This is a genomic window from Caballeronia grimmiae, from assembly GCF_022879615.1.
Lineage (GTDB): Bacteria > Pseudomonadota > Gammaproteobacteria > Burkholderiales > Burkholderiaceae > Caballeronia > Caballeronia grimmiae.
On record NZ_CP084271.1, the window covers coordinates 1,644,250 to 1,662,588 of the forward strand.

General features: G+C 64.8%; 15 protein-coding genes. 4 read left to right on the top strand and 11 right to left on the bottom strand.

Features of this window, described 5'->3' with window-relative positions; genetic code table 11:
• Nucleotides 1-8: 8 nt before the first annotated feature.
• The 8 genes from rseP to rpsB all read right to left on the bottom strand — a co-directional run bounded on the left by rseP (nucleotide 9) and on the right by rpsB (nucleotide 7,689).
• Complete coding sequence (rseP, locus tag LDZ21_RS07840) at nucleotides 9-1,391, bottom strand: RIP metalloprotease RseP (RefSeq protein WP_244792531.1); 1,383 nt, start codon at nucleotides 1,389-1,391, stop codon at nucleotides 9-11.
• A gap of 7 nt (nucleotides 1,392-1,398) precedes the next feature.
• Nucleotides 1,399-2,616 carry a 1-deoxy-D-xylulose-5-phosphate reductoisomerase gene (locus tag LDZ21_RS07845; RefSeq protein WP_244792533.1) on the bottom strand — a complete coding sequence of 406 codons (1,218 nt, stop codon included), beginning with the start codon at nucleotides 2,614-2,616 and terminating at the stop codon, nucleotides 1,399-1,401.
• Between the two features lie 18 nt (nucleotides 2,617-2,634).
• Nucleotides 2,635-3,444 (bottom strand): phosphatidate cytidylyltransferase, encoded by an 810-nt coding sequence (locus LDZ21_RS07850; RefSeq protein ID WP_244792535.1) that lies wholly within the window; start codon nucleotides 3,442-3,444, stop codon nucleotides 2,635-2,637.
• Nucleotides 3,438-4,220 carry a polyprenyl diphosphate synthase gene (uppS, locus tag LDZ21_RS07855; RefSeq protein WP_244792537.1) on the bottom strand — a complete coding sequence of 261 codons (783 nt, stop codon included), beginning with the start codon at nucleotides 4,218-4,220 and terminating at the stop codon, nucleotides 3,438-3,440. Before uppS ends, LDZ21_RS07850 begins: the two co-directional genes overlap by 7 nt.
• Before the next feature lie 82 nt (nucleotides 4,221-4,302).
• Nucleotides 4,303-4,863, bottom strand: a complete 561-nt coding sequence (frr, locus tag LDZ21_RS07860; RefSeq protein ID WP_035969503.1) for a ribosome recycling factor — start codon at nucleotides 4,861-4,863, stop codon at nucleotides 4,303-4,305.
• 99 nt (nucleotides 4,864-4,962) lie between these two features.
• Nucleotides 4,963-5,676, bottom strand: coding sequence for a UMP kinase (gene pyrH / locus LDZ21_RS07865; protein WP_035969505.1), 714 nt, complete (start codon nucleotides 5,674-5,676; stop codon nucleotides 4,963-4,965).
• Nucleotides 5,677-5,920: 244 nt separating this feature from the next.
• On the bottom strand, nucleotides 5,921-6,802 hold the full coding sequence (tsf, locus tag LDZ21_RS07870) for a translation elongation factor Ts (protein WP_035969527.1): 882 nt from the start codon (nucleotides 6,800-6,802) through the stop codon (nucleotides 5,921-5,923).
• A 134-nt stretch (nucleotides 6,803-6,936) separates the two neighbouring features.
• Entirely contained in the window at nucleotides 6,937-7,689 is a 753-nt protein-coding gene (gene rpsB, locus LDZ21_RS07875) for a 30S ribosomal protein S2 (RefSeq protein ID WP_035969508.1), read from the bottom strand.
• Between the two features lie 400 nt (nucleotides 7,690-8,089).
• Between rpsB and map the strand changes: the two genes are divergently transcribed.
• From map to LDZ21_RS07895, 4 genes are all read left to right on the top strand, one after another.
• Entirely contained in the window at nucleotides 8,090-8,899 is an 810-nt protein-coding gene (gene map / locus LDZ21_RS07880) for a type I methionyl aminopeptidase (protein WP_035969511.1), read from the top strand.
• A 51-nt stretch (nucleotides 8,900-8,950) separates the two neighbouring features.
• A complete protein-coding gene (locus LDZ21_RS07885; protein WP_244792539.1) occupies nucleotides 8,951-11,536 on the top strand; it encodes a [protein-PII] uridylyltransferase in 2,586 nt (861 codons plus the stop codon).
• 6 nt (nucleotides 11,537-11,542) lie between these two features.
• Nucleotides 11,543-13,633 carry a pseudouridine synthase gene (locus tag LDZ21_RS31385; protein ID WP_244792541.1) on the top strand — a complete coding sequence of 697 codons (2,091 nt, stop codon included), beginning with the start codon at nucleotides 11,543-11,545 and terminating at the stop codon, nucleotides 13,631-13,633.
• Between the two features lie 245 nt (nucleotides 13,634-13,878).
• A complete protein-coding gene (locus LDZ21_RS07895) occupies nucleotides 13,879-14,115 on the top strand; it encodes a hypothetical protein (RefSeq protein WP_244792543.1) in 237 nt (78 codons plus the stop codon).
• Nucleotides 14,116-14,190: 75 nt separating this feature from the next.
• On the opposite strand, the gene def is transcribed toward LDZ21_RS07895, so the two are convergent.
• The 3 genes from def to LDZ21_RS07910 form a co-directional block, all read right to left on the bottom strand.
• Nucleotides 14,191-14,724: a peptide deformylase gene (def, locus tag LDZ21_RS07900; protein WP_035966927.1), complete on the bottom strand. Its 534-nt coding sequence runs from the start codon at nucleotides 14,722-14,724 to the stop codon at nucleotides 14,191-14,193.
• Entirely contained in the window at nucleotides 14,721-16,799 is a 2,079-nt protein-coding gene (ligA, locus tag LDZ21_RS07905; protein ID WP_244792545.1) for an NAD-dependent DNA ligase LigA, read from the bottom strand. The genes def and ligA overlap by 4 nt, the downstream gene beginning before the upstream one ends.
• Nucleotides 16,800-16,998: 199 nt before the next feature.
• Nucleotides 16,999-18,267, bottom strand: coding sequence for a cell division protein ZipA C-terminal FtsZ-binding domain-containing protein (locus LDZ21_RS07910; RefSeq protein WP_244792547.1), 1,269 nt, complete (start codon nucleotides 18,265-18,267; stop codon nucleotides 16,999-17,001).
• Nucleotides 18,268-18,339 lie beyond the last annotated feature (72 nt).

Here is an 18,339-nt window from a genome sequence, read left to right on the forward strand (position 1 = left end):
AAAGTGGATCAAAAACGGATGAGGCGAGTCAGGTCGTTGAACAGCGCGATCATCGATAGAGCGACGATGCAGACGAGGCCCGCCCGTTGCAGAACCAGCTGCCAGCGATCGGACACCGCCTTGCCGGTAACGGCTTCAACCAAATAATATAACAGATGCCCACCGTCCAAAACGGGAATCGGTAACAAGTTCAACACACCGAGGCTGATGCTGACGAGGGCAAGGAAAGAAATAAATGCCGTCGCGCCGAGACGCGCGCTCTTGCCGGCGTAGTCCGCAATGGTCACCGGCCCCGACAGGTTCTTGAGCGACGCTTCGCCGACGATCATCCGCCCGAACATGCGCAGCGAATAGACACTGATGTCCCACGTGCGGTTCACGCCGAGACGCAGGCTTTCGACCGGACCATAGCGCACGTCGACGGTCGGCAACTGATTGGCGAGCGCAGCGCCGATGCGGCCGATGTCCCGCCCCGTCGATGCATCGCGCTTGACGTCCGGCACGATCTGCACCGTATCGCGCTTGATCTGGCTGCCTTCGCCGCGCTCGATGACGAGCGCGACAGGCTTGCCGCCATGCGCCTTCACGTAGTCGATGAAGCGCGTCGCATTGTCGACCGGGCGGCCGTCGATGGCGCGCAGTTTGTCGCCGGCGACCAGCCCGCTTTTCTGCGCCGCGCTGCCCGCCTCCACGCCCGCCACCGTCAGCGTGCCGCCGCCCGGCGTGAAGCCGAGCTTGTCCATGAAGTCCTGCTCGGCGTCGGCTTCCGTGATGCCTGTGACGGTCAGCGGGAAATCGAAGGTGCCTTCGTGGGTCTTTGCCGTCAGCACGATCCGCCGATGATCGAACGACGCGTCGAGCACTTTCCAGCGCAGATCGGACCACGAACGAATCGCCTGCGTGTCGCCGCCCTGCGAATTGCGCATCGAGAGGATCTGCTCGCCGCCCTCGAAGCCGGCGCGGGCGGCCGCCGTACCGGATGCCGGCGTGGCGACGATGGCCTGCGGCTCGGTGACGCCGCCCGCGAACACAGCCGCAAACAACGCGATGGCCAGCAGGAAGTTCGCGATCGGGCCCGCCGCGACGATCGCGATGCGCTTCAGCACGGGCTGACGGTTAAACGCGCGCGGCAGGTCTTCCGACGGAATGCTGCCTTCGGTTTCCCGCTCGTCCAGCATCTTCACGTAGCCGCCGAGCGGCAGCGCGGAAATGGTCCATTCGACGCCGGTCTTCTTGCTGACCCAGCGCACGAGCGGCTTGCCGAAGCCGACCGAGAAACGCAGCACCTTGACGCCGCACATTCGCGCGACGCTGTAGTGACCGAATTCGTGGACGACGACGAGCACGCCAATCGCGACGACGAAGGCGACGATTTCGGTCAGGAAGTTCATGACGGCCTCAATGGGCGATGGGTTCGGCGCCCGGAGCGCGCGCGGTGAGCGCTTCGACGAAGCCCGACGCGAGACGGCGCGCGTCCGCATCGGCGGCGAGCACGTCGTCGAGCGACGCGGCGCTGGCGTTCGGCAGCGCGTTCAGCACCCGCTCGACCACGCCGCCGATCGCCATGAAGCCGATACGGCGCGCGAGGAACGCTTCCACGGCGATTTCGTTCGCCGCGTTCAACGCCGCGCTGGCGATACCGCCCGCCTCTAGCGCATCGATGGCGAGCGCGAGGCACGGGAAGCGCGCGAAGTCGGGCTTTTCGAACGTGAGCGATGCGATCTGCGCCAGGTCGAGCGGCGCGACGCCGGAATCGACGCGCTCCGGATACGCGAGCGCATGAGCGATCGGCGTACGCATGTCGGGATTGCCAAGTTGGGCGAGCACCGAGCCGTCCGCGTAGGAGACCATCGAATGGATCACGCTTTGCGGATGAATCAGCACTTCGATACGCGAGCCCGGCAGATTGAACAGCCAGTGCGCCTCGATCACTTCGAGGCCCTTGTTCATCATCGTCGCGGAATCGACGGAGATCTTGCGGCCCATCGCCCAGTTCGGATGCTTGCAGGCTTCGTCGGGCGTGACATCGACGAGCGTCGCGGGTTCGCGGGTGCGGAACGGCCCGCCCGACGCGGTCAGAATGATCTTCGACACCCCGCCGTGCAGTTGCGCCTCGCTGTCCGTGCAAACGGGCAGGCACTGGAACACGGCGTTGTGCTCGCTGTCGACCGGCAGCAGGATTGCGCCGTTGTCGCGCACCGCGTCCATGAAAATCTGGCCGGACATGACGAGCGCTTCCTTGTTCGCGAGCAGGATGCGCTTGCCGGCGCGCGCTGCGGCCAGCGTGGGCGCAAGGCCCGCCGCACCGACGATCGCCGCGACGACCGTATCGCATTGCGCGGCGCGCGCGACGTCCACCAGCGCGTCGGGGCCGTGCGTCACCTCGGTTTTGCTGCCCGCCGCGCGCAACGCGGCAGCGACGCGCGAAGCGGTGTCTGCATCGCCGACGACGGCAACTTCCGGCTGAAAGCGCAGACATTGGGCGACGAGTTTGTCGCCGTTGCGGTGAGCGGTGAGCGCATAGACCGAGAACCGGTCCGGATGCCGCGCGACGACGTCGAGCGTGCTGTCGCCGATCGAGCCCGTGGAGCCGAGCAATGTAAGACGTTTTTGCATGGAATCTTCTCTGGCCAATCAGCCCAGCATGAGCAAGGCAATCGGCAATACAGGCAACAGTGCGTCGATACGATCGAGAACGCCGCCGTGACCCGGCAGCAGCCCGCTCGAATCCTTGACGCCCGCCTGACGCTTCAGCAGCGATTCGAACAGATCGCCGACGACGCTGAACGCGACGAGCACGGTCAGCGCGGCGAGCGCGCGGACCCAGCCGAGATGTGCGACGAAAGCCGTGAACAGCGTCGGTGCGTAGACGCCGGTCGCGGCGGCGATGGAGCCGATCGCCATCACGGCGACCCAGCCGCCGAGTGCGCCTTCCCAGGTTTTGCCGGGGCTGATCGACGGTGCGAGTTTATGACTGCCCAGTGCTTTTCCGGCGAAGTATGCGCCTATGTCGGCCAGCCAGACGACTAGGAGAAGCGATAGCACGAACGCCACGCCCTGCATGCGCGCCTGAACGACCGCATGCCAGCAGGCGACGAACACGACGATTCCCGCGAACAGCAGGAATCCGCGCCACGCGCCGGCCGCCAGGACCGGCTTGCGGATCAGCGCATACGGCCCCGCCAGCACCCAGAAGATCGCCGCCATCTGAAAGAGCGGTTTCGGAACGACGACATAGGCGCTGAAAATCAGCGCGAGTCCCGCGACCAGCGCATACGCGACCGGACCGGCGCCGTTGAGCTTCAAGAGCCGGCCCCACTCCCACGCCGCAAACACGACGACGAAGCCGATGAGCACCGCAAACGCCCCGATGGGCGCGAAGAACGTGACCGGCACGAGGACCGCAAGCAGGACGATTGCCGTGATGACACGGGTCTTTAGCATGAAAGGGTGTCGGCCTTCTGCGATTGGGAAGCGAGTTGCGCGCTCGTACGTCCGAAGCGGCGCTCACGGCCGCCATACGATGCAATCGCGCGGTCTAGCGCGGCGGCGTCGAAGTCGGGCCAGTAAATATCGGTGAAATAGAACTCGGTGTACGCGAGTTGCCACAGCAGGAAGTTGCTGATGCGCTGCTCGCCGCCCGTGCGGATAAAGAGATCCGGTTCCGGCGCATAGGCCATCGCGAGATGCTCGGCGAACGATTCGTCGTCGACGCGCGCCGGAGCGCCTTGTGCGAGCGACTGCGCGATGAGCTTCTTCGTCGCTTCCATGATGTCCCACCGTCCGCCGTAATTCGCAGCGATGGTCAGCGTGAGGCGCGTATTGCGTGCGGTCTTGGTCTCGGCGCGCTGAATGAGCGCGCGGATGCGGTCGTCGAACATGGAGACGTCGCCGACCACGCGCAGACGAATGCCGTTCGCGTGCAGCTTGCCGATCTCGCGCTCGAGCGCGGTGACGAACAGGCGCATCAGGAAAGAGACTTCGTCGGTGGGACGGCGCCAGTTTTCCGAACTGAATGCGAACAGCGTGACGAATTCGACGCCGCGCCGCGCGCAGCTTTCGACGGTGGCGCGCACCGCATCGACGCCGCGCGTGTGACCGGCGACGCGCGGCAGACGCCGTTCGGTCGCCCAACGGCCATTGCCGTCCATGATGATCGCGACGTGGCGCGGGACAGCCGCGACATCGGGCACGCGAACGGTAGAGCTGGTATAGGTCATGGCCGCTGAATCTTGTTATCGACGGGGGTGAAACGCCAGCCCTGAGTCATGAGGACACGAGCTGGCAGGACCGGCTACGGCCTCACACCGTCATGATTTCGGCTTCTTTCGTCTGAACGAGCTTGTCGATTTCGGCGACGAACTTGTCGGTGAACTTTTGGACGTCATCGCTTGCGCGGCGCTCGTCGTCTTCCGAGATTTCCTTGTCCTTCACGAGCTTCTTGAGTTGCTCGTTCGCGTCGCGGCGCAGATTGCGCACGGCGATCTTCGCGGACTCGCCTTCGCTCTTGACGACTTTCGTCAGTTCGCGACGGCGCTCTTCGGTCAGCGCGGGCATCGGCACGCGGATCAGGTCGCCCTGCGTCGCCGGATTCAGGCCCAGATCCGATTCGCGGATCGCCTTCTCGACGACCGGCACCATCTTCTTTTCCCACGGCTGCACGCCGATCGTGCGGGCATCGACGAGTGTCATGTTCGCGACTTGCGAGATGGGCACGTTCGAGCCGTAGTAGTCGACCTGGATGTGGTCGAGCAGGCCGGTGTGCGCGCGGCCCGTTCGAATCTTGGCGAGATCGGCCTTGAATGCTTCGATCGACCGCTGCATCTTCTGGTCGACGCCCTTTTTAATGTCAGCCACACTCATTTGAACCTCCAAACCTTGGTTTACTGGTAATGCAGGCGCCTTCGCGATCTTCCGGCGCGATTCACGCCGGGTGCGGGCGGCGCCCGGTTACGCAAGAGTTTACACGTGGACGAGCGTACCTTCGTCGTCGCCTTGCACGATGCGCTTCAGCGCGCCCGGCTTCGTGATCGAGAACACGCGGATCGGCAGCTTCTGGTCGCGGCACAGCGCGAATGCGGTGGCGTCCATGACCTGCAGATTGCGGCCGATCGCCTCGTCGAAGCTGATCGTGCTGTAGCGCGTGGCGCTCGGATCTTTCTTCGGGTCGGCGGAGTATACGCCATCGACCTTCGTCGCCTTCAACACCACTTCGGCGCCGATTTCCGAGCCGCGCAGCGCGGCGGCGGTATCCGTCGTGAAGAACGGGTTGCCCGTACCGGCCGCGAAGATCACGACCTTGCCCTCTTCCAGCTGGCGAATCGCACGCGGCCGGATGTACGGCTCGACCACCTGATCCATGCGCAGCGCCGATTGCACGCGCGCCTCGATACCCGCGTGGCGCATGGCGTCCTGCAGCGCGAGCGCGTTCATCATCGTGGCGAGCATGCCCATGTAATCGGCCGTCGCACGGTCCATGCCGGCTGCACCGCCGGCGACGCCGCGGAAAATGTTGCCGCCGCCGATCACGACGGCCAGTTGTGTTCCCAACCGCACCACTTCAGCGACGTCCGCCACCATCCTTTCGATCGTTGCGCGATTGATGCCGAAGGCATCGTCGCCCATGAGGGCTTCGCCGGAGAGTTTGAGGAGTACGCGTTTGTAGGCTGTGGGCATATGAGGTTCCGATCGCGCCGAGGAGGGTTGCAACAACGTAGAACTGTAGGGGTGAAACATTACTTACCGCAAGCGGCCCGCATCGCGTCGACGGGCGCGGCGCATACGGGAAAACCCGAACTTGCCGCGCCCGCCTCGCTGCGAACGGATCGCAAAATTTCGATGCGGCGACAAGTCGCCGCCGGTACAACGGGTGATGCACGGCGCGCATCGCCGTTCGACGACGCGCGCCACGGGCCAGTTATTAGCCCTGCTTGGCCGCCGCGACTTGCGCAGCCACTTCAGCCGCGAAGTCGTCCTGACGCTTCTCGATGCCCTCGCCCACCACGAACAGCGCAAACTTCTGCACCGACGCGTTGGCTGCCTTCAGCATCTGTTCGATCGTCTGCTTGTCGTTCTTCACGAACGGCTGGTTCAGCAGCGACACCTCCTTCAGGTACTTCTGGATCGAACCGTCGACCATCTTCGCGACGATTTCAGCCGGCTTGCCCGATTCGGCTGCCTTCTGCTCGGCGATGCTGCGTTCCTTCGCGATCAGATCGGCCGGCACTTCGTCCGACGACAGCGAGACCGGCTTCATTGCGGCGACGTGCATGGCGACGTCCTTGCCGACTTGCTCGTCGGCGCCGGTGAATTCGACCAGCACGCCGATGCGCGTGCCGTGCAGGTACGCGGCCAGCTTGTTCGCGGTCTCGAAGCGCACGAAGCGGCGGATCGACAGGTTTTCACCGATCTTGCCGACCAGCGCGAGACGCACTGCGTCGACCGTGGTGCTTTCCAGCGGCAGCGCCGACAGCGCGGCCACGTCAGCCGGGTTGCTCTTCGCGACCAGTGCCGCGATGCCCTTGGCGAACGCCATGAAATCGTCGTTCTTCGCGACGAAGTCGGTTTCGCAGTTCAGTTCGACGAGCGCGCCCACGCCGCCCTCGACGTGCGCGACGACGATGCCTTCGGCCGTCACGCGCGATGCTGCCTTGCTCGCCTTGTTGCCGAGCTTCACGCGCAGCAGCTCTTCGGCGCGCGCCATGTCGCCGTCGGCTTCCGTCAGCGCCTTCTTGCATTCCATCATCGGCGCATCGGTCTTCGCGCGCAGTTCTGCCACCATGCTTGCGGTAATTGCCGCCATCATTCGCTCCTTGAGTCTGTTTGATACGTGCCGCCGGCAGAAAGCGCCCACGGCTGAGGTGTTTCATGATCGCGCCGGCTTAAAAAAAAGGGGCCTTTCGCAAAGCCCCCTTTTGTACCGGCCACAGGGCTCGATTACGCCTCTGCGTTGACCTCGACGAACTCGTCGCCTTCGCCGCTGCGCACGGCCTGAACGACGTCGTTCACCGCGTTTGCACGGCCTTCGAGGATTGCGTCGGCCACGCCTTCCGCGTACAGCGCAACAGCCTTCGACGCGTCGTCGTTACCCGGGATGACGTAGTCGATGCCTTCCGGCGAGTGGTTCGTGTCGACCACGGCGATGACCGGGATGCCGAGCTTCTTCGCTTCCGTCACGGCAATCTTGTGGTAGCCGACGTCGATGACGAAGATTGCGTCAGGAATGCCGCCCATGTCCTTCACGCCGCCGATCGACTTTTGCAGCTTGGCGATTTCGCGTTCGAACAGAAGCGCTTCCTTCTTGCTCATGCGCTCGGTTTCACCCGACTCCACGGCCGCTTCCATGTCCTTCAGGCGCTTGATCGAAACTTTCAGCGTCTTGAAGTTGGTCAGCATGCCGCCGAGCCAGCGGGCGTTGACGAAAGGCATGCCAGCGCGCGCTGCTTCTTGCGCGATGGTGTCGCGCGACTGGCGCTTCGTGCCGACGAAAAGAATCGTGCCGCGGTTCGCTGCCAACTGGCGCACGTACTTCAGCGCGTCGTTGTAGAGCGGCAGGGTCTTTTCGAGGTTGATGATGTGAATCTTGTTGCGATGACCGAAGATATAAGGGGCCATCTTCGGGTTCCAGAAGCGCGTTTGGTGACCGAAGTGGACACCGGCTTCCAGCATTTGACGCATCGTGACTGCCATGAAAATTCTCCGCGAGGGTTGGGTCTTAAGCCGGCTGCCGCATCCCGCGCCTCTCTGGACGCGCGAGACACCCTGGGTGCGCCGGCTTGAGTTTCAAAAAACGTCGGCGGTTTGTGCATGACCGTGTACCGGCCATGACCGACGCTTCCAAGCCTTCGGTTCGGGTCAATCGCCTGCTGACAAGCAGCAATGACACACACCGAGACTTAGCCCGTAAGTATAGCATGTGACGATTACGGGGCTCAAGCCGCGCGAAGCCCTGCTCGCGCCTCGTCACCGCCCCGGCGGGCAGCCCGCGCCCTGCCCGATGGCCCTGCGGTCCTTATCTCAAAGGTGCGATAATGCCGGTTTGGCGGCTTCCGCACGCCCTTCACGCAATCCGCGCATCACGAGCCAACCCATGTCCATTACGCTGAAAAACGATCACGATATCGCGCAAATGCGCGTCGCCTGCCGGCTCGCCAGCGAAGTGCTCGATTTCATCACGCCGCATATCGTTCCGGGCGTGACCACCGAGGAACTCGACCGCCTGTGCCATGACTTCATGGTGAACGAACAAGGCACGGTTCCGGCCCCGCTCAATTATCAGCCGCCGGGTTATCCGCCGTATCCGAAGGCCACCTGCATTTCGGTCAACGACGTGATCTGCCACGGTATCCCGAGCGAGAAGGTGCTCAAGAACGGCGATGCGCTCAATATCGACATCACCGTCATCAAGAACGGCTATTTCGGCGATACGAGCCGCATGTTCATCGTCGGTGAAGGGTCGATTCTCGCGAAACGCCTCGTGCAGACGACGTTCGACTGCATGTGGCTCGGCATCGACCAGGTGCGGCCGGGCGCGCATCTCGGCGACATCGGGCACGCCATCCAGAAGCACGCGGAAGCGCAAGGCTACAGCGTCGTGCGCGAATATTGCGGCCACGGCATCGGCCAGGTGTTTCACGAAGAGCCGCAAGTGCTGCACTATGGGCGTCCGGGCACGGGCATCGAGTTGCAGGCGGGCATGATCTTCACCGTCGAGCCGATGATCAATGCCGGCCGCCGCGACATCCGCACGATGCCCGACCAGTGGACCGTCAAGACACGCGATCGCAGCCTGTCGGCGCAATGGGAGCACACGGTGCTCGTCACGCCGACGGGTTACGAAGTGCTGACGGTATCGGCGGGGACGCAGGCGCCGTCGCAACTCATCGCGGCCACGGCCTGATTCCCGCTGTTCCTCGCAATCGCCTCCCCTTCACGCCGATCAAATCGACTCATGAGCGTTCCCGTCGCCGCCGCCACGCCCTGCGAAACGCTGCGCACCGCCTATAAGACGGCGAAGGCCGCGCTCATCGAACGCTTCAAAATTGCCACGACCGTCGAACCGCTGATGCACGCGCTGGCCCGCATCACCGACGACGCCCTCAAAGGCGCCTGGTCGGCTTGCGAGATGCCGGCGGACGCCGCGCTCGTTGCGGTCGGCGGCTATGGGCGCGGGGAGCTGGCGCCCTATTCCGACGTCGATATCCTCGTACTGCTGCCCGATGCCCCCGCGCACACCGACGACGCCGCGCTGAACGCACGCGTCGAGCGGTTCATCGGCATGGCGTGGGATTTGGGGCTGGATATCGGCAGCAGCGTGCGGTCGGTGGGGCAATGCATCGCCGAGGCGGGCAACGATGTCACGGTGCTCACGTCCCTGCTCGAAGCGCGGCGCATCTGCGGCGACACGCGGCTCTTCCAGCGCTTCTCGGACAAATACCGGCAGACGCTCGATCCGCGCGCATTCTTCCAGGCGAAGGTGCTGGAGATGCGGCAGCGCCACGCCAAGTTTCAGGACACGCCGTACAGCCTCGAGCCGAACATCAAGGAAAGCCCGGGCGGGCTGCGCGACCTGCAACTGATTCTCTGGATCACGCGGGCGGCGGGCTTCGGCTCGAGCTGGCGCGAACTGGACGCCCGCGGGCTCATCACCGAACGCGAAGCGCGCGAATTGCGCCGCAACGAAGCGTTCCTCAAGACCTTGCGCGCGCGCCTGCACGTGGTCGCGAAACGCCGGCAGGACATCCTCGTTTTCGATCTGCAGACGCCGCTTGCCGAGAGCTTCGGCTTCAAGGCGACGGCCGCCAAGCGCGCCAGCGAGCAAATGATGCGCCGCTACTACTGGGCGGCCAAGGCGGTCACCCAGCTTGCGACCATTCTCATTCAGAACGTCGAGGCGCAGCTTTTCCCATCGACATCGGGCATCACGCGCGTGCTCTCCGACCGTTTCGTCGAGAAGCAGGGCATGCTCGAAATCGCCGACGACGATGTCTTCGAGCGTGAGCCGCACGCCATTCTCGAAGCCTTCTTGTTGTACGAACAGACGCGCGGCGTGAAGGGCCTGTCGGCGCGGACGCTGCGCGCGATCTACAACGCGCGCGAGCTGATGAACCGCAACTGGCGGCGCGATCCCGAGAACCGGCGGCTCTTCATGGAGATCCTGAAGCAGCCCGAAGGCATCACGCATGCGCTGCGGCTCATGAACCAGACGAGCGTGCTCGGGCGCTATCTGATCAACTTCCGGCGCATCGTCGGCCAGATGCAGCATGACCTGTATCACGTCTACACGGTCGATCAGCACATCCTGATGGTGCTGCGCAATCTGCGCCGGTTTGCGATCGCCGAACACGCGCACGAATATCCGTTCTGCAGCCAGTTGATGGGCAACTTCGAGCGCCCGTGGGTTCTCTACGTCGCCGCGCTGTTTCACGATATCGCGAAGGGCCGCGGCGGCGATCATTCGACGCTCGGCATGGTCGACGCCCGCCGCTTCTGCCGCGAGCACGACATCGGCAGCGAAGACACGGAACTGGTCGTGTGGCTCGTGCAGCAGCATCTGACGATGAGTCACGTCGCGCAGAAGCAGGACACGAGCGATCCCGAGGTCATCAAGCAGTTCGCGTCGATCGTCGGGACCGAGCGGCGGCTGACCGCGCTGTATCTGTTGACCGTTGCCGACATTCGCGGCACGAGCCCGAAGGTTTGGAACAACTGGAAAGGCAAGCTGCTCGAGGACCTGTTCCGCGCGACGCTCGCGGTGCTCGGCGGCGCGCAGCCGGACGCGCATTCGGAACTGAAATCGCGACAGGAATCGGCGCTTGCGCTCCTGCGACTGGAAACGGTGCCGGAAGGCGCGCAGCGCCGGCTGTGGGAGCAACTCGACGTCGGCTATTTCCTGCGGCACGATCCCGCCGATATCGCGTGGCAAACGCGCGTGTTGTATCGGCATGTCGAGAGCGAACAGCCGATCGTGCGTGCGCGGCCCTCGCCGATCGGCGCGGCGCTGCAAGTGCTCGTGTACGTGAAGGACCGGCCCGATTTGTTTGCGGGCATCTGCGCTTATTTCGACAAGAACGGCCTGTCCGTGCTCGATGCGCGCATTACCACGACGCGTCACGGCTACGCGCTCGACAACTTTCTCGTGGCGCATCCGGACCATGATGGGAGTTATCGCGATATCGCCAATCTCGTCGAACAACAATTGAGCGGACGGCTGACGGACAAAAGCATCTTGCCGGAGCCGTCGAAGGGCCGCGTATCGCGGCTCGTCCGCACTTTTCCGATCACGCCGCGCGTGGACTTGCGTCCCGACGAGCGTGGCCAGTACTACATCCTGTCCGTGTCGGCGAACGACCGGCAGGGCCTTCTTTATTCGATCGCGCGCGTTCTGGCGCAACACCGGATCGGCGTGCAGGCGGCGCGCATCAACACGCTCGGCGAACGTGTCGAAGACGTGTTCTTGCTCGACGGTAAAAGCCTGTCGTCCAACCGTACCCAGATCCAGGTCGAAACCGAACTGCTGCGCGCGATCGCAGCCTGAGACTTTATGCGCGTCAAACTGACAGCCAAACATCCGCGTCCGACATCGACGACGCGATCGCCGGTCCGTTCCGGCAGTTCCACCGGACGCAAGACCGTGCGCGAGACTGCGCCGGAGCAGGCGCTGGTCAAGCGCGGAAAGCCTGCGGAGGCGCGGGCGACATCGGCAAAACGTGGCGATGCGTCGGGAGAGCGCGGTTCGTTCAAGCCGCGCGGTGAGCAATCGCGTTCGGGCTTTGGCGATCGTGGCTCGCGTGGTGACGAGCGACGTCCGTTCAAGCCGCGCGGTGACGATTCGCGTCCGAGTTTTGGTGATCGCGGTCCGCGTGGTGATGAGCGACGTCCGTTCAAGCCGCGCGGTGACGATTCGCGTCCCAGCTTCGGCGATCGCGGTCCGCGTGGTGACGAGCGACGTCCGTTCAAGCCGCGCGGTGACGATTCGCGCCCGAGCTTTGGTGATCGCGGTCCGCGTGGCGATGAGCGACGTCCGTTCAAGCCGCGCGGTGACGATTCGCGTCCGAGTTTCGGCGATCGCGGTCCGCGTGGTGATGAGCGGCGCCCGTTCAAGCCGCGCGGTGACGATTCCCGCCCGAGCTTTGGTGATCGCGGTCCGCGTGGTGATGAGCGACGTCCGTTCAAGCCGCGCGGTGACGATTCGCGTCCGAGTTTCGGCGATCGCGGTCCGCGTGGTGATGATTCGCGCCCGAGTTTTGGTGATCGCGGTCCGCGTGCTGATGAGCGCCGTCCGTTCAAACCGCGCGGCGATGATTCGCGCCCGAGCTTCGGCGATCGCGGTCCGCGCGGCGAAGAACGTCGCCCGTTCAAATCGCGCGGCGAGGATTCGCGTCCGAGCTTCGGCGATCGTAGTCCGCGTGGTGAAGAACGACGCCCGTTCAAACCGCGCGGCGATGATACGCGCGCAAGCATTAGCGATCGCGGCCCTCGCAGCGACGATCGTCGCCCGCCCAAACCGCGCGGCGATGATTCGCGCCCGAGCTTCGGCGATCGCGGCCCTCGCAGCGACGATCGTCGCCCGTCCAAACCACGCGGCGACGACTCCCGCCCGAGCTTCGGCGACCGCGGTCCGCGTGGCGAAGAACGCCGCCCGTCGAAGCCGCGCGGCGATGATTCGCGCCCGAGCTTCAGCGATCGCGGCCCTCGCAGCGACGATCGTCGCCCGCCCAAACCACGCGGCGACGACTCCCGCCCGAGCTTCGGCGATCGCGCCCCCCGCAACGACGATCGTCGCCCGCCCAAACCACGCGGCGACGACACCCGCACCACGCGCAACCCCGATGCGCAAGCACCGCAAGCCGACCACGCCCCTCGCCCTCACCAGGACGGCCTTGTCCGCCTGTCGAAGGTCATGTCGGAACTCGGCCTATGCTCGCGCCGCGAAGCCGACGAATGGATCGAGAAAGGCTGGGTGCTGGTCGATGGCGAAGTGATGGACACGCTCGGCACGCGCATCCGCCCCGGTCAGAACATCGAAGTCCTGCCAGCCGCGCATTCGGCGCAGTCGCAACTCGTCACGATCCTGCTGCACAAGCCGGTCGGCTACGTGTCGGGGCAAGCCGAGGACGGCTACGAGCCGGCGGTCACGCTCGTCAATCCGTCGAATCACTGGGACGAAGACCGCTCCGGCATCCGCTTCACGCCAGGCCATCTGCGCACGCTCGCACCGGCCGGACGTCTCGACATCGACTCGACCGGGCTGCTCGTGCTCACGCAGGACGGCCGCATCGCGAAGCAACTGATCGGCGGACATTCCGAAGTCGACAAGGAGTACCTCGTGCGCGTGCGATTCGGCGAGCACGCCACCGACATCGACCGTCAGTTCCCCGAGGAAAAACTCGCCTTGCTGCGACACGGCCTCGAACTCGATGGCGTCCCGCTCAAAACCGCGCAAGTCAGCTGGCAGAACGGCGAGCAGCTTCGCTTCGTGCTGCGCGAAGGCAAGAAGCGGCAGATTCGCCGCATGTGCGAGCTGGTCGGCCTGGAGGTGATCGGGCTAAAGCGCATCCGCATGGGACGCGTGATGCTCGGCGCGCTGCCGCCGGGGCAGTGGCGCTATCTCGCGGCGAACGAGGGCTTCTAACCCGCTGGTCCGTGCTCGCAGCGTCGCAAAATCGCGACACTCGACGATAAAAACGGCGCGATCGGTCATCCGTCGCGCCGTTATTTTTTGTTCGCTTTTTGGCTAAAGAAAATGGCTTGTCGATCCGTTAGGCAGGATATGCGCGAGGACGCAGTTTCCGGCGGACGCGCGGAGTTTCAGCGGGCGATGGATCGCTCTCGCTCGAGCAAAAGCATTCGGCATTGAACGGCAAGGAGGACATCGTCATGGCAGTAGAGATCATCGTTCGTGAGACGAAAACCGGACTGGAAATTGTCAGCGGCCGCCGACGGCTCCACGCGCTGCTCGCCCTGCAGGATGAAGTGGTCGTGACGAGTCCCGGCATCGGCGAAATGGTGATCGCCCGCTTGCCCGATGGCCGCCTGCAAGGGTCCGCCAAGCCGGAGCACGTCGCATTGTTCCGGCGGCACGACACGAGCGGCAATCCGAAAACGTTCGCGTGATAAAAAACCCGCTCGCAACGAGCGGGTTTCGGCGCTTCAACCGGCCATGCGACGATGCTGGCGCGGCTTCGGCGTTCAGTCGTCGCGCGCTGGATCGAGTCCCGGAAACAGCACGTCCGTGTAGCCGAACTTCGAGAAGTCGGTGATGCGCATCGGATAGAGCTTGCCGATCAGATGATCGCACTCGTGCTGCACGACGCGCGCGTGGAATCCGTCGGCGAGCCGTTCGATCGCCTGGCCGTACTGGTCGAAGCCCTGATAGCGGATCATCGAATAGCGCTGGACCGCGCCGCGCAGCCCCGGCACGGACAGGCATCCTTCCCAGCCCTCCTCCATGTCGTGCCCGTTCGGCGTGATGATCGGATTGATGAGCACCGTCTCCGGCACGGGCGGCGCGTCGGGATAACGTTCGTTATGCCCGAAGCCGAAGATGACCACCTGCAGGTCGACGCCGATCTGCGGCGCGGCAAGGCCCGCGCCGTTGGCGTCGCGCATCGTGTCGAACATGTCCTGCACGAGCGTGTGCAGTTCCGGCGTGTCGAAATGTTCGACAGGCTGAGCGATGCGCAAAAGCCGCGGATCGCCCATCTTCAGGATTTCTCGGATCATGGAGTGACTCCTTCCAATAGCTTCTTCATGCCGTCTTCGTCGACAACGGGAACCCCGAGTTCCTCCGCCTTCGCGAGCTTGCTGCCCGCGTCCGCGCCCGCCACGACGTAGTCGGTCTTTTTCGATACGGAGCCGGCCACCTTCGCGCCGGCCGCTTCGAGCATTTCCTTCGCTTCCTCGCGCGAGAGCGTCGGCAGCGTGCCCGTGAGCACGACCGTCTTGCCCGCCAGCGCGCCCTGCGGCGCACGCGGCGCGGGCGGCCCTTCCGGCCACGACACCTTCGCGCGCAACTGCTCGATCACGTGCTGGTTATGCGCCTCGCTGAAGAAATTGTGAATGGCCTCGGCAACCACCGGGCCGACATCGTTGACTTCCAGCAATTGCTCGACGGACGCCGCGATGATCGGGTCCAGCGATCCAAAATGCTTCGCGAGATCCTTGGCCGTCGACTCTCCCACATGCCGGATGCCTAGCGCGTAGATGAAGCGCGCGAGCGTCGTGTGCCGCGCCTTTTCGAGCGAATCGAGCAGGTTTTGCGCGGATTTGTCGGCGAAGCGGTCGAGCGCCGCGAGCGTCGAAAAGCCGAGATTGAAGAGATCGGCCGGCGTGCGAACCAGATTCTGTTCGACTAGCTGGTCGATGATCTTTTCGCCGAGGCCGTCGATGTCGAGCGCGCGGCGCTGCGCGAAGTGCCACAGCGCCTGCTTGCGCTGCGCCGGGCAGAACAGTCCGCCCGTGCAGCGCGCGATGGCTTCGTCCGGCAGCCGTTCGATCTTCGAGCCGCATACCGGGCACTCGGTCGGCATGACGAACTCGCGGGCATCGTCCGGACGCCGGTCGAGAATCGCGCCGACCACTTCGGGGATCACGTCGCCCGCGCGCCGCACGATGACCGTATCGCCGATACGGATGTCCTTGCGGCGCACTTCGTCCTCGTTGTGCAGCGTGGCATTCGTGACCGTCGCGCCGCCGACGAAAACAGGCGCGAGACGCGCGACCGGCGTGATCGCGCCCGTACGGCCGACCTGCACGTCGATCGCGAGCAATTGCGTCAGCGCTTCCTGCGCGGGAAACTTGTGCGCGAGCGCAAAGCGCGGTGCGCGCGACACGAAGCCGAGCTTGTCCTGTTCGTCGCGACGATTGACCTTGTAGACGACGCCGTCGATGTCATACGGCAGCTTGTCGCGCTTCTCGCCCGTCTGGCGGAAGAAGCCGAGCAAGCCTTCCGCGCCCTCGACGACCGCGCGTTCCGCATTCACCGGCAGCCCCATTTCCTTGTACCAGTCGAGCAGCGCGGCGTGCGTGTCCGGCATCTCCGCGCCTTCGAGCACGCCGATGCCGTACGCGAAAAACGACAGCGGCCGTTGCGCGGTCATCTTCGGGTCGAGCTGACGCAAGCTGCCCGCCGCCGCATTGCGCGGATTGGCGAACTCGCGCTGGCCGGCGTCGCGCTGGCGTGCGTTCAGGCGGTCGAAATCGCGCTTGAACATCAGCGCTTCGCCGCGCACGTCGAGCCGCTTCGGCACGTTCTTGCCCTTGAGCGTCAGGGGAATCGAGCGGATGGTGCGCACGTTCGCCGTGACGTCCTCGCCGGTCGCACCGTCGCCGCGCGTGGAGGCCTGCACGAAGCGGCCTTCGTCGTAACGCAGGGAGATGGCGAGACCGTCGAACTTGAGTTCGCACGCGTACTGCACCGGCGCCCCGCCCAATGCGTCCGAGACGCGCTTGTCGAATGCGGCGATGTCGTCGTCCGCGAAGCCGTTGTTGAGCGACAGCATCGGCACGTCATGGACGACCGGCGTGAAACCCTCGGCGGCCTGCCCGCCCACGCGCTGCGTCGGCGAATCCGGCGTAACGAGCGCCGGATGTTCCGCCTCGATGCCCTGCAGTTCCTTGAACAGCGTGTCGTATTCGGCGTCCGGCAGTTCCGGCTGGTCCAGCACGTAGTACGCGTAGTTCGCGCGTTCCAGTTCCGTGCGCAGCCACGCGGCGCGCTCTTCCGGCCGGTCGGCGCTGGGCACGGCGGCCTGGGACTTCGCGGTGGCGGCGGATTCGGCTTTGGTCTTGGCGGACATGCGGCTTCTTGTAGAGAAAGGTAAATCAGTCAATCGACCGGTCGATTGTCTCAGAAGATCGGAAAATCGTGGCATCGGCCGGACGGCATAGGCCGATTGGACGTGCGGTCGCGCGCACCAACGGAAAGCGCCCCACGGAAGGGGCGCAGTCGAAGCGAACACGCGCGCCGCCGATGCAGCGCGTCGAGGACAAGGACGGTTACTGGCTGAAGAGCCTGCGCGTCGCGGCCGAGCCTGCCGGAATGCCTGCCTGCTCGAGCTTCGCGTAGAGCGTCATCAACTGCTTTTCGATGGCGAGCAGCGCCGATTCCGGCAACGGCCGGCGCTGATCGTCGACGACGCGCGCCCCGATGCGCTCCGACAGCGACTTTGCGTAGTCGCACATCAGGCGGAACGGCAGGATGTCCTCGTCCGCGACCGGCACGTCGAGTACCAGCGTGATCATCTGGCCGCCCTTGTACGTGAGGTCGTCGCGCAGGAAATTGGTATCGCCGAATTGAAGCATGAACACCGGGTTCTGCTTCGCGTCGAGCTTGACGAAGCGCGTGCCGTCGCGCGACAGCAGTAAGCCGTCCTGCGACGCGACCGCCTGCACGTAGTTGGCCGACCACGGCGCGCCGTCGGAGAGAATGTTGATGGACAACTGCGCGTCGCACTGGGCGGCGAAGGCATCGAGTTCGCGCGCCATGCCGACGGTTTCCATCATGTCGGGGAATTCGGGCGCGCCATCGACGGCGTCGGCGAGACGCTGCACGCCGGTCACGAACTCCGAGAATTCCAGTTCATTGAGCGGGCCGCTGCGATTCGCGAGCTGCGCCGCCGCGCGCAGTTCGTCGTAGCGCACGCCGTGGCGCAACAGTTCCCACGTGCTTTCGCCTTCCGGCTTGCCCTCGATCGTCACCGGCTTGGTCCCCGCGCGACGCAGCCGCTGCGCGAGCGGAGTGACGCGATCGCCCGCGATGGGCGCGGCGAGCCGCACCGGCACCACGCAGTCGATGCGCCGATCGACCACCGCCGGTGGCGTCGACGAAATGGTCGTTGCGGCGGGCATCACGGGTTCGTTGCGCTCGTCTTCGTCGATGATCGCGGATTCGTCGGCGACACCGTTCGCGGACGTAGCCTCGGCCTGCAGGTCGACGGGCGTATCCGCCGGAGCGACGGGCGGCGTCACGGCAGCGTGTGTTTCTTCGGATGCCGCCACGCCGCCGAAACTCGGTTCGACACGCACATCGCGCGGCGCTTCGTCGGCCGCATCGCCCGCGACCGGCTTACGGCGCGCCGGGCGCACCGGCTCGATGAACGGATGCTCGTCGTCGGTTTCCTGGCGGGCGAGCGCATCGGCGGCTTCGTCAGGCATCGGACGCGGCATCTTGCGCCGCACCTTCGCACTCTGCCACGCGTTGTACACCACCACACCGCCCACTACCACGGCTCCTGCTCCGATCAAACCGAGTGTCAACTCGTCCATGCACGCTCCACATTCTTTTGAGTTAGGAAGCGCCGCGCGATCTGTCGCACGCATCTGCCGCGTTCCGGCTTT

Coding starts and splice junctions, on each gene's coding strand:
- def (WP_035966927.1), bottom strand. CDS start 14,724: ATGATCCGAGAAATCCTGAAGATGGGCGATCCGCGGCTTTTGCGCATC.
- pyrH (WP_035969505.1), bottom strand. CDS start 5,676: ATGCCCACAGCCTACAAACGCGTACTCCTCAAACTCTCCGGCGAAGCC.
- frr (WP_035969503.1), bottom strand. CDS start 4,863: ATGAGTGTGGCTGACATTAAAAAGGGCGTCGACCAGAAGATGCAGCGG.
- LDZ21_RS07885 (WP_244792539.1), top strand. CDS start 8,951: ATGAGCGTTCCCGTCGCCGCCGCCACGCCCTGCGAAACGCTGCGCACC.
- LDZ21_RS07895 (WP_244792543.1), top strand. CDS start 13,879: ATGGCAGTAGAGATCATCGTTCGTGAGACGAAAACCGGACTGGAAATT.
- tsf (WP_035969527.1), bottom strand. CDS start 6,802: ATGGCGGCAATTACCGCAAGCATGGTGGCAGAACTGCGCGCGAAGACC.
- uppS (WP_244792537.1), bottom strand. CDS start 4,220: ATGACCTATACCAGCTCTACCGTTCGCGTGCCCGATGTCGCGGCTGTC.
- rpsB (WP_035969508.1), bottom strand. CDS start 7,689: ATGGCAGTCACGATGCGTCAAATGCTGGAAGCCGGTGTCCACTTCGGT.
- map (WP_035969511.1), top strand. CDS start 8,090: ATGTCCATTACGCTGAAAAACGATCACGATATCGCGCAAATGCGCGTC.
- LDZ21_RS07910 (WP_244792547.1), bottom strand. CDS start 18,267: ATGGACGAGTTGACACTCGGTTTGATCGGAGCAGGAGCCGTGGTAGTG.
- LDZ21_RS31385 (WP_244792541.1), top strand. CDS start 11,543: ATGCGCGTCAAACTGACAGCCAAACATCCGCGTCCGACATCGACGACG.
- ligA (WP_244792545.1), bottom strand. CDS start 16,799: ATGTCCGCCAAGACCAAAGCCGAATCCGCCGCCACCGCGAAGTCCCAG.
- rseP (WP_244792531.1), bottom strand. CDS start 1,391: ATGAACTTCCTGACCGAAATCGTCGCCTTCGTCGTCGCGATTGGCGTG.
- LDZ21_RS07845 (WP_244792533.1), bottom strand. CDS start 2,616: ATGCAAAAACGTCTTACATTGCTCGGCTCCACGGGCTCGATCGGCGAC.
- LDZ21_RS07850 (WP_244792535.1), bottom strand. CDS start 3,444: ATGCTAAAGACCCGTGTCATCACGGCAATCGTCCTGCTTGCGGTCCTC.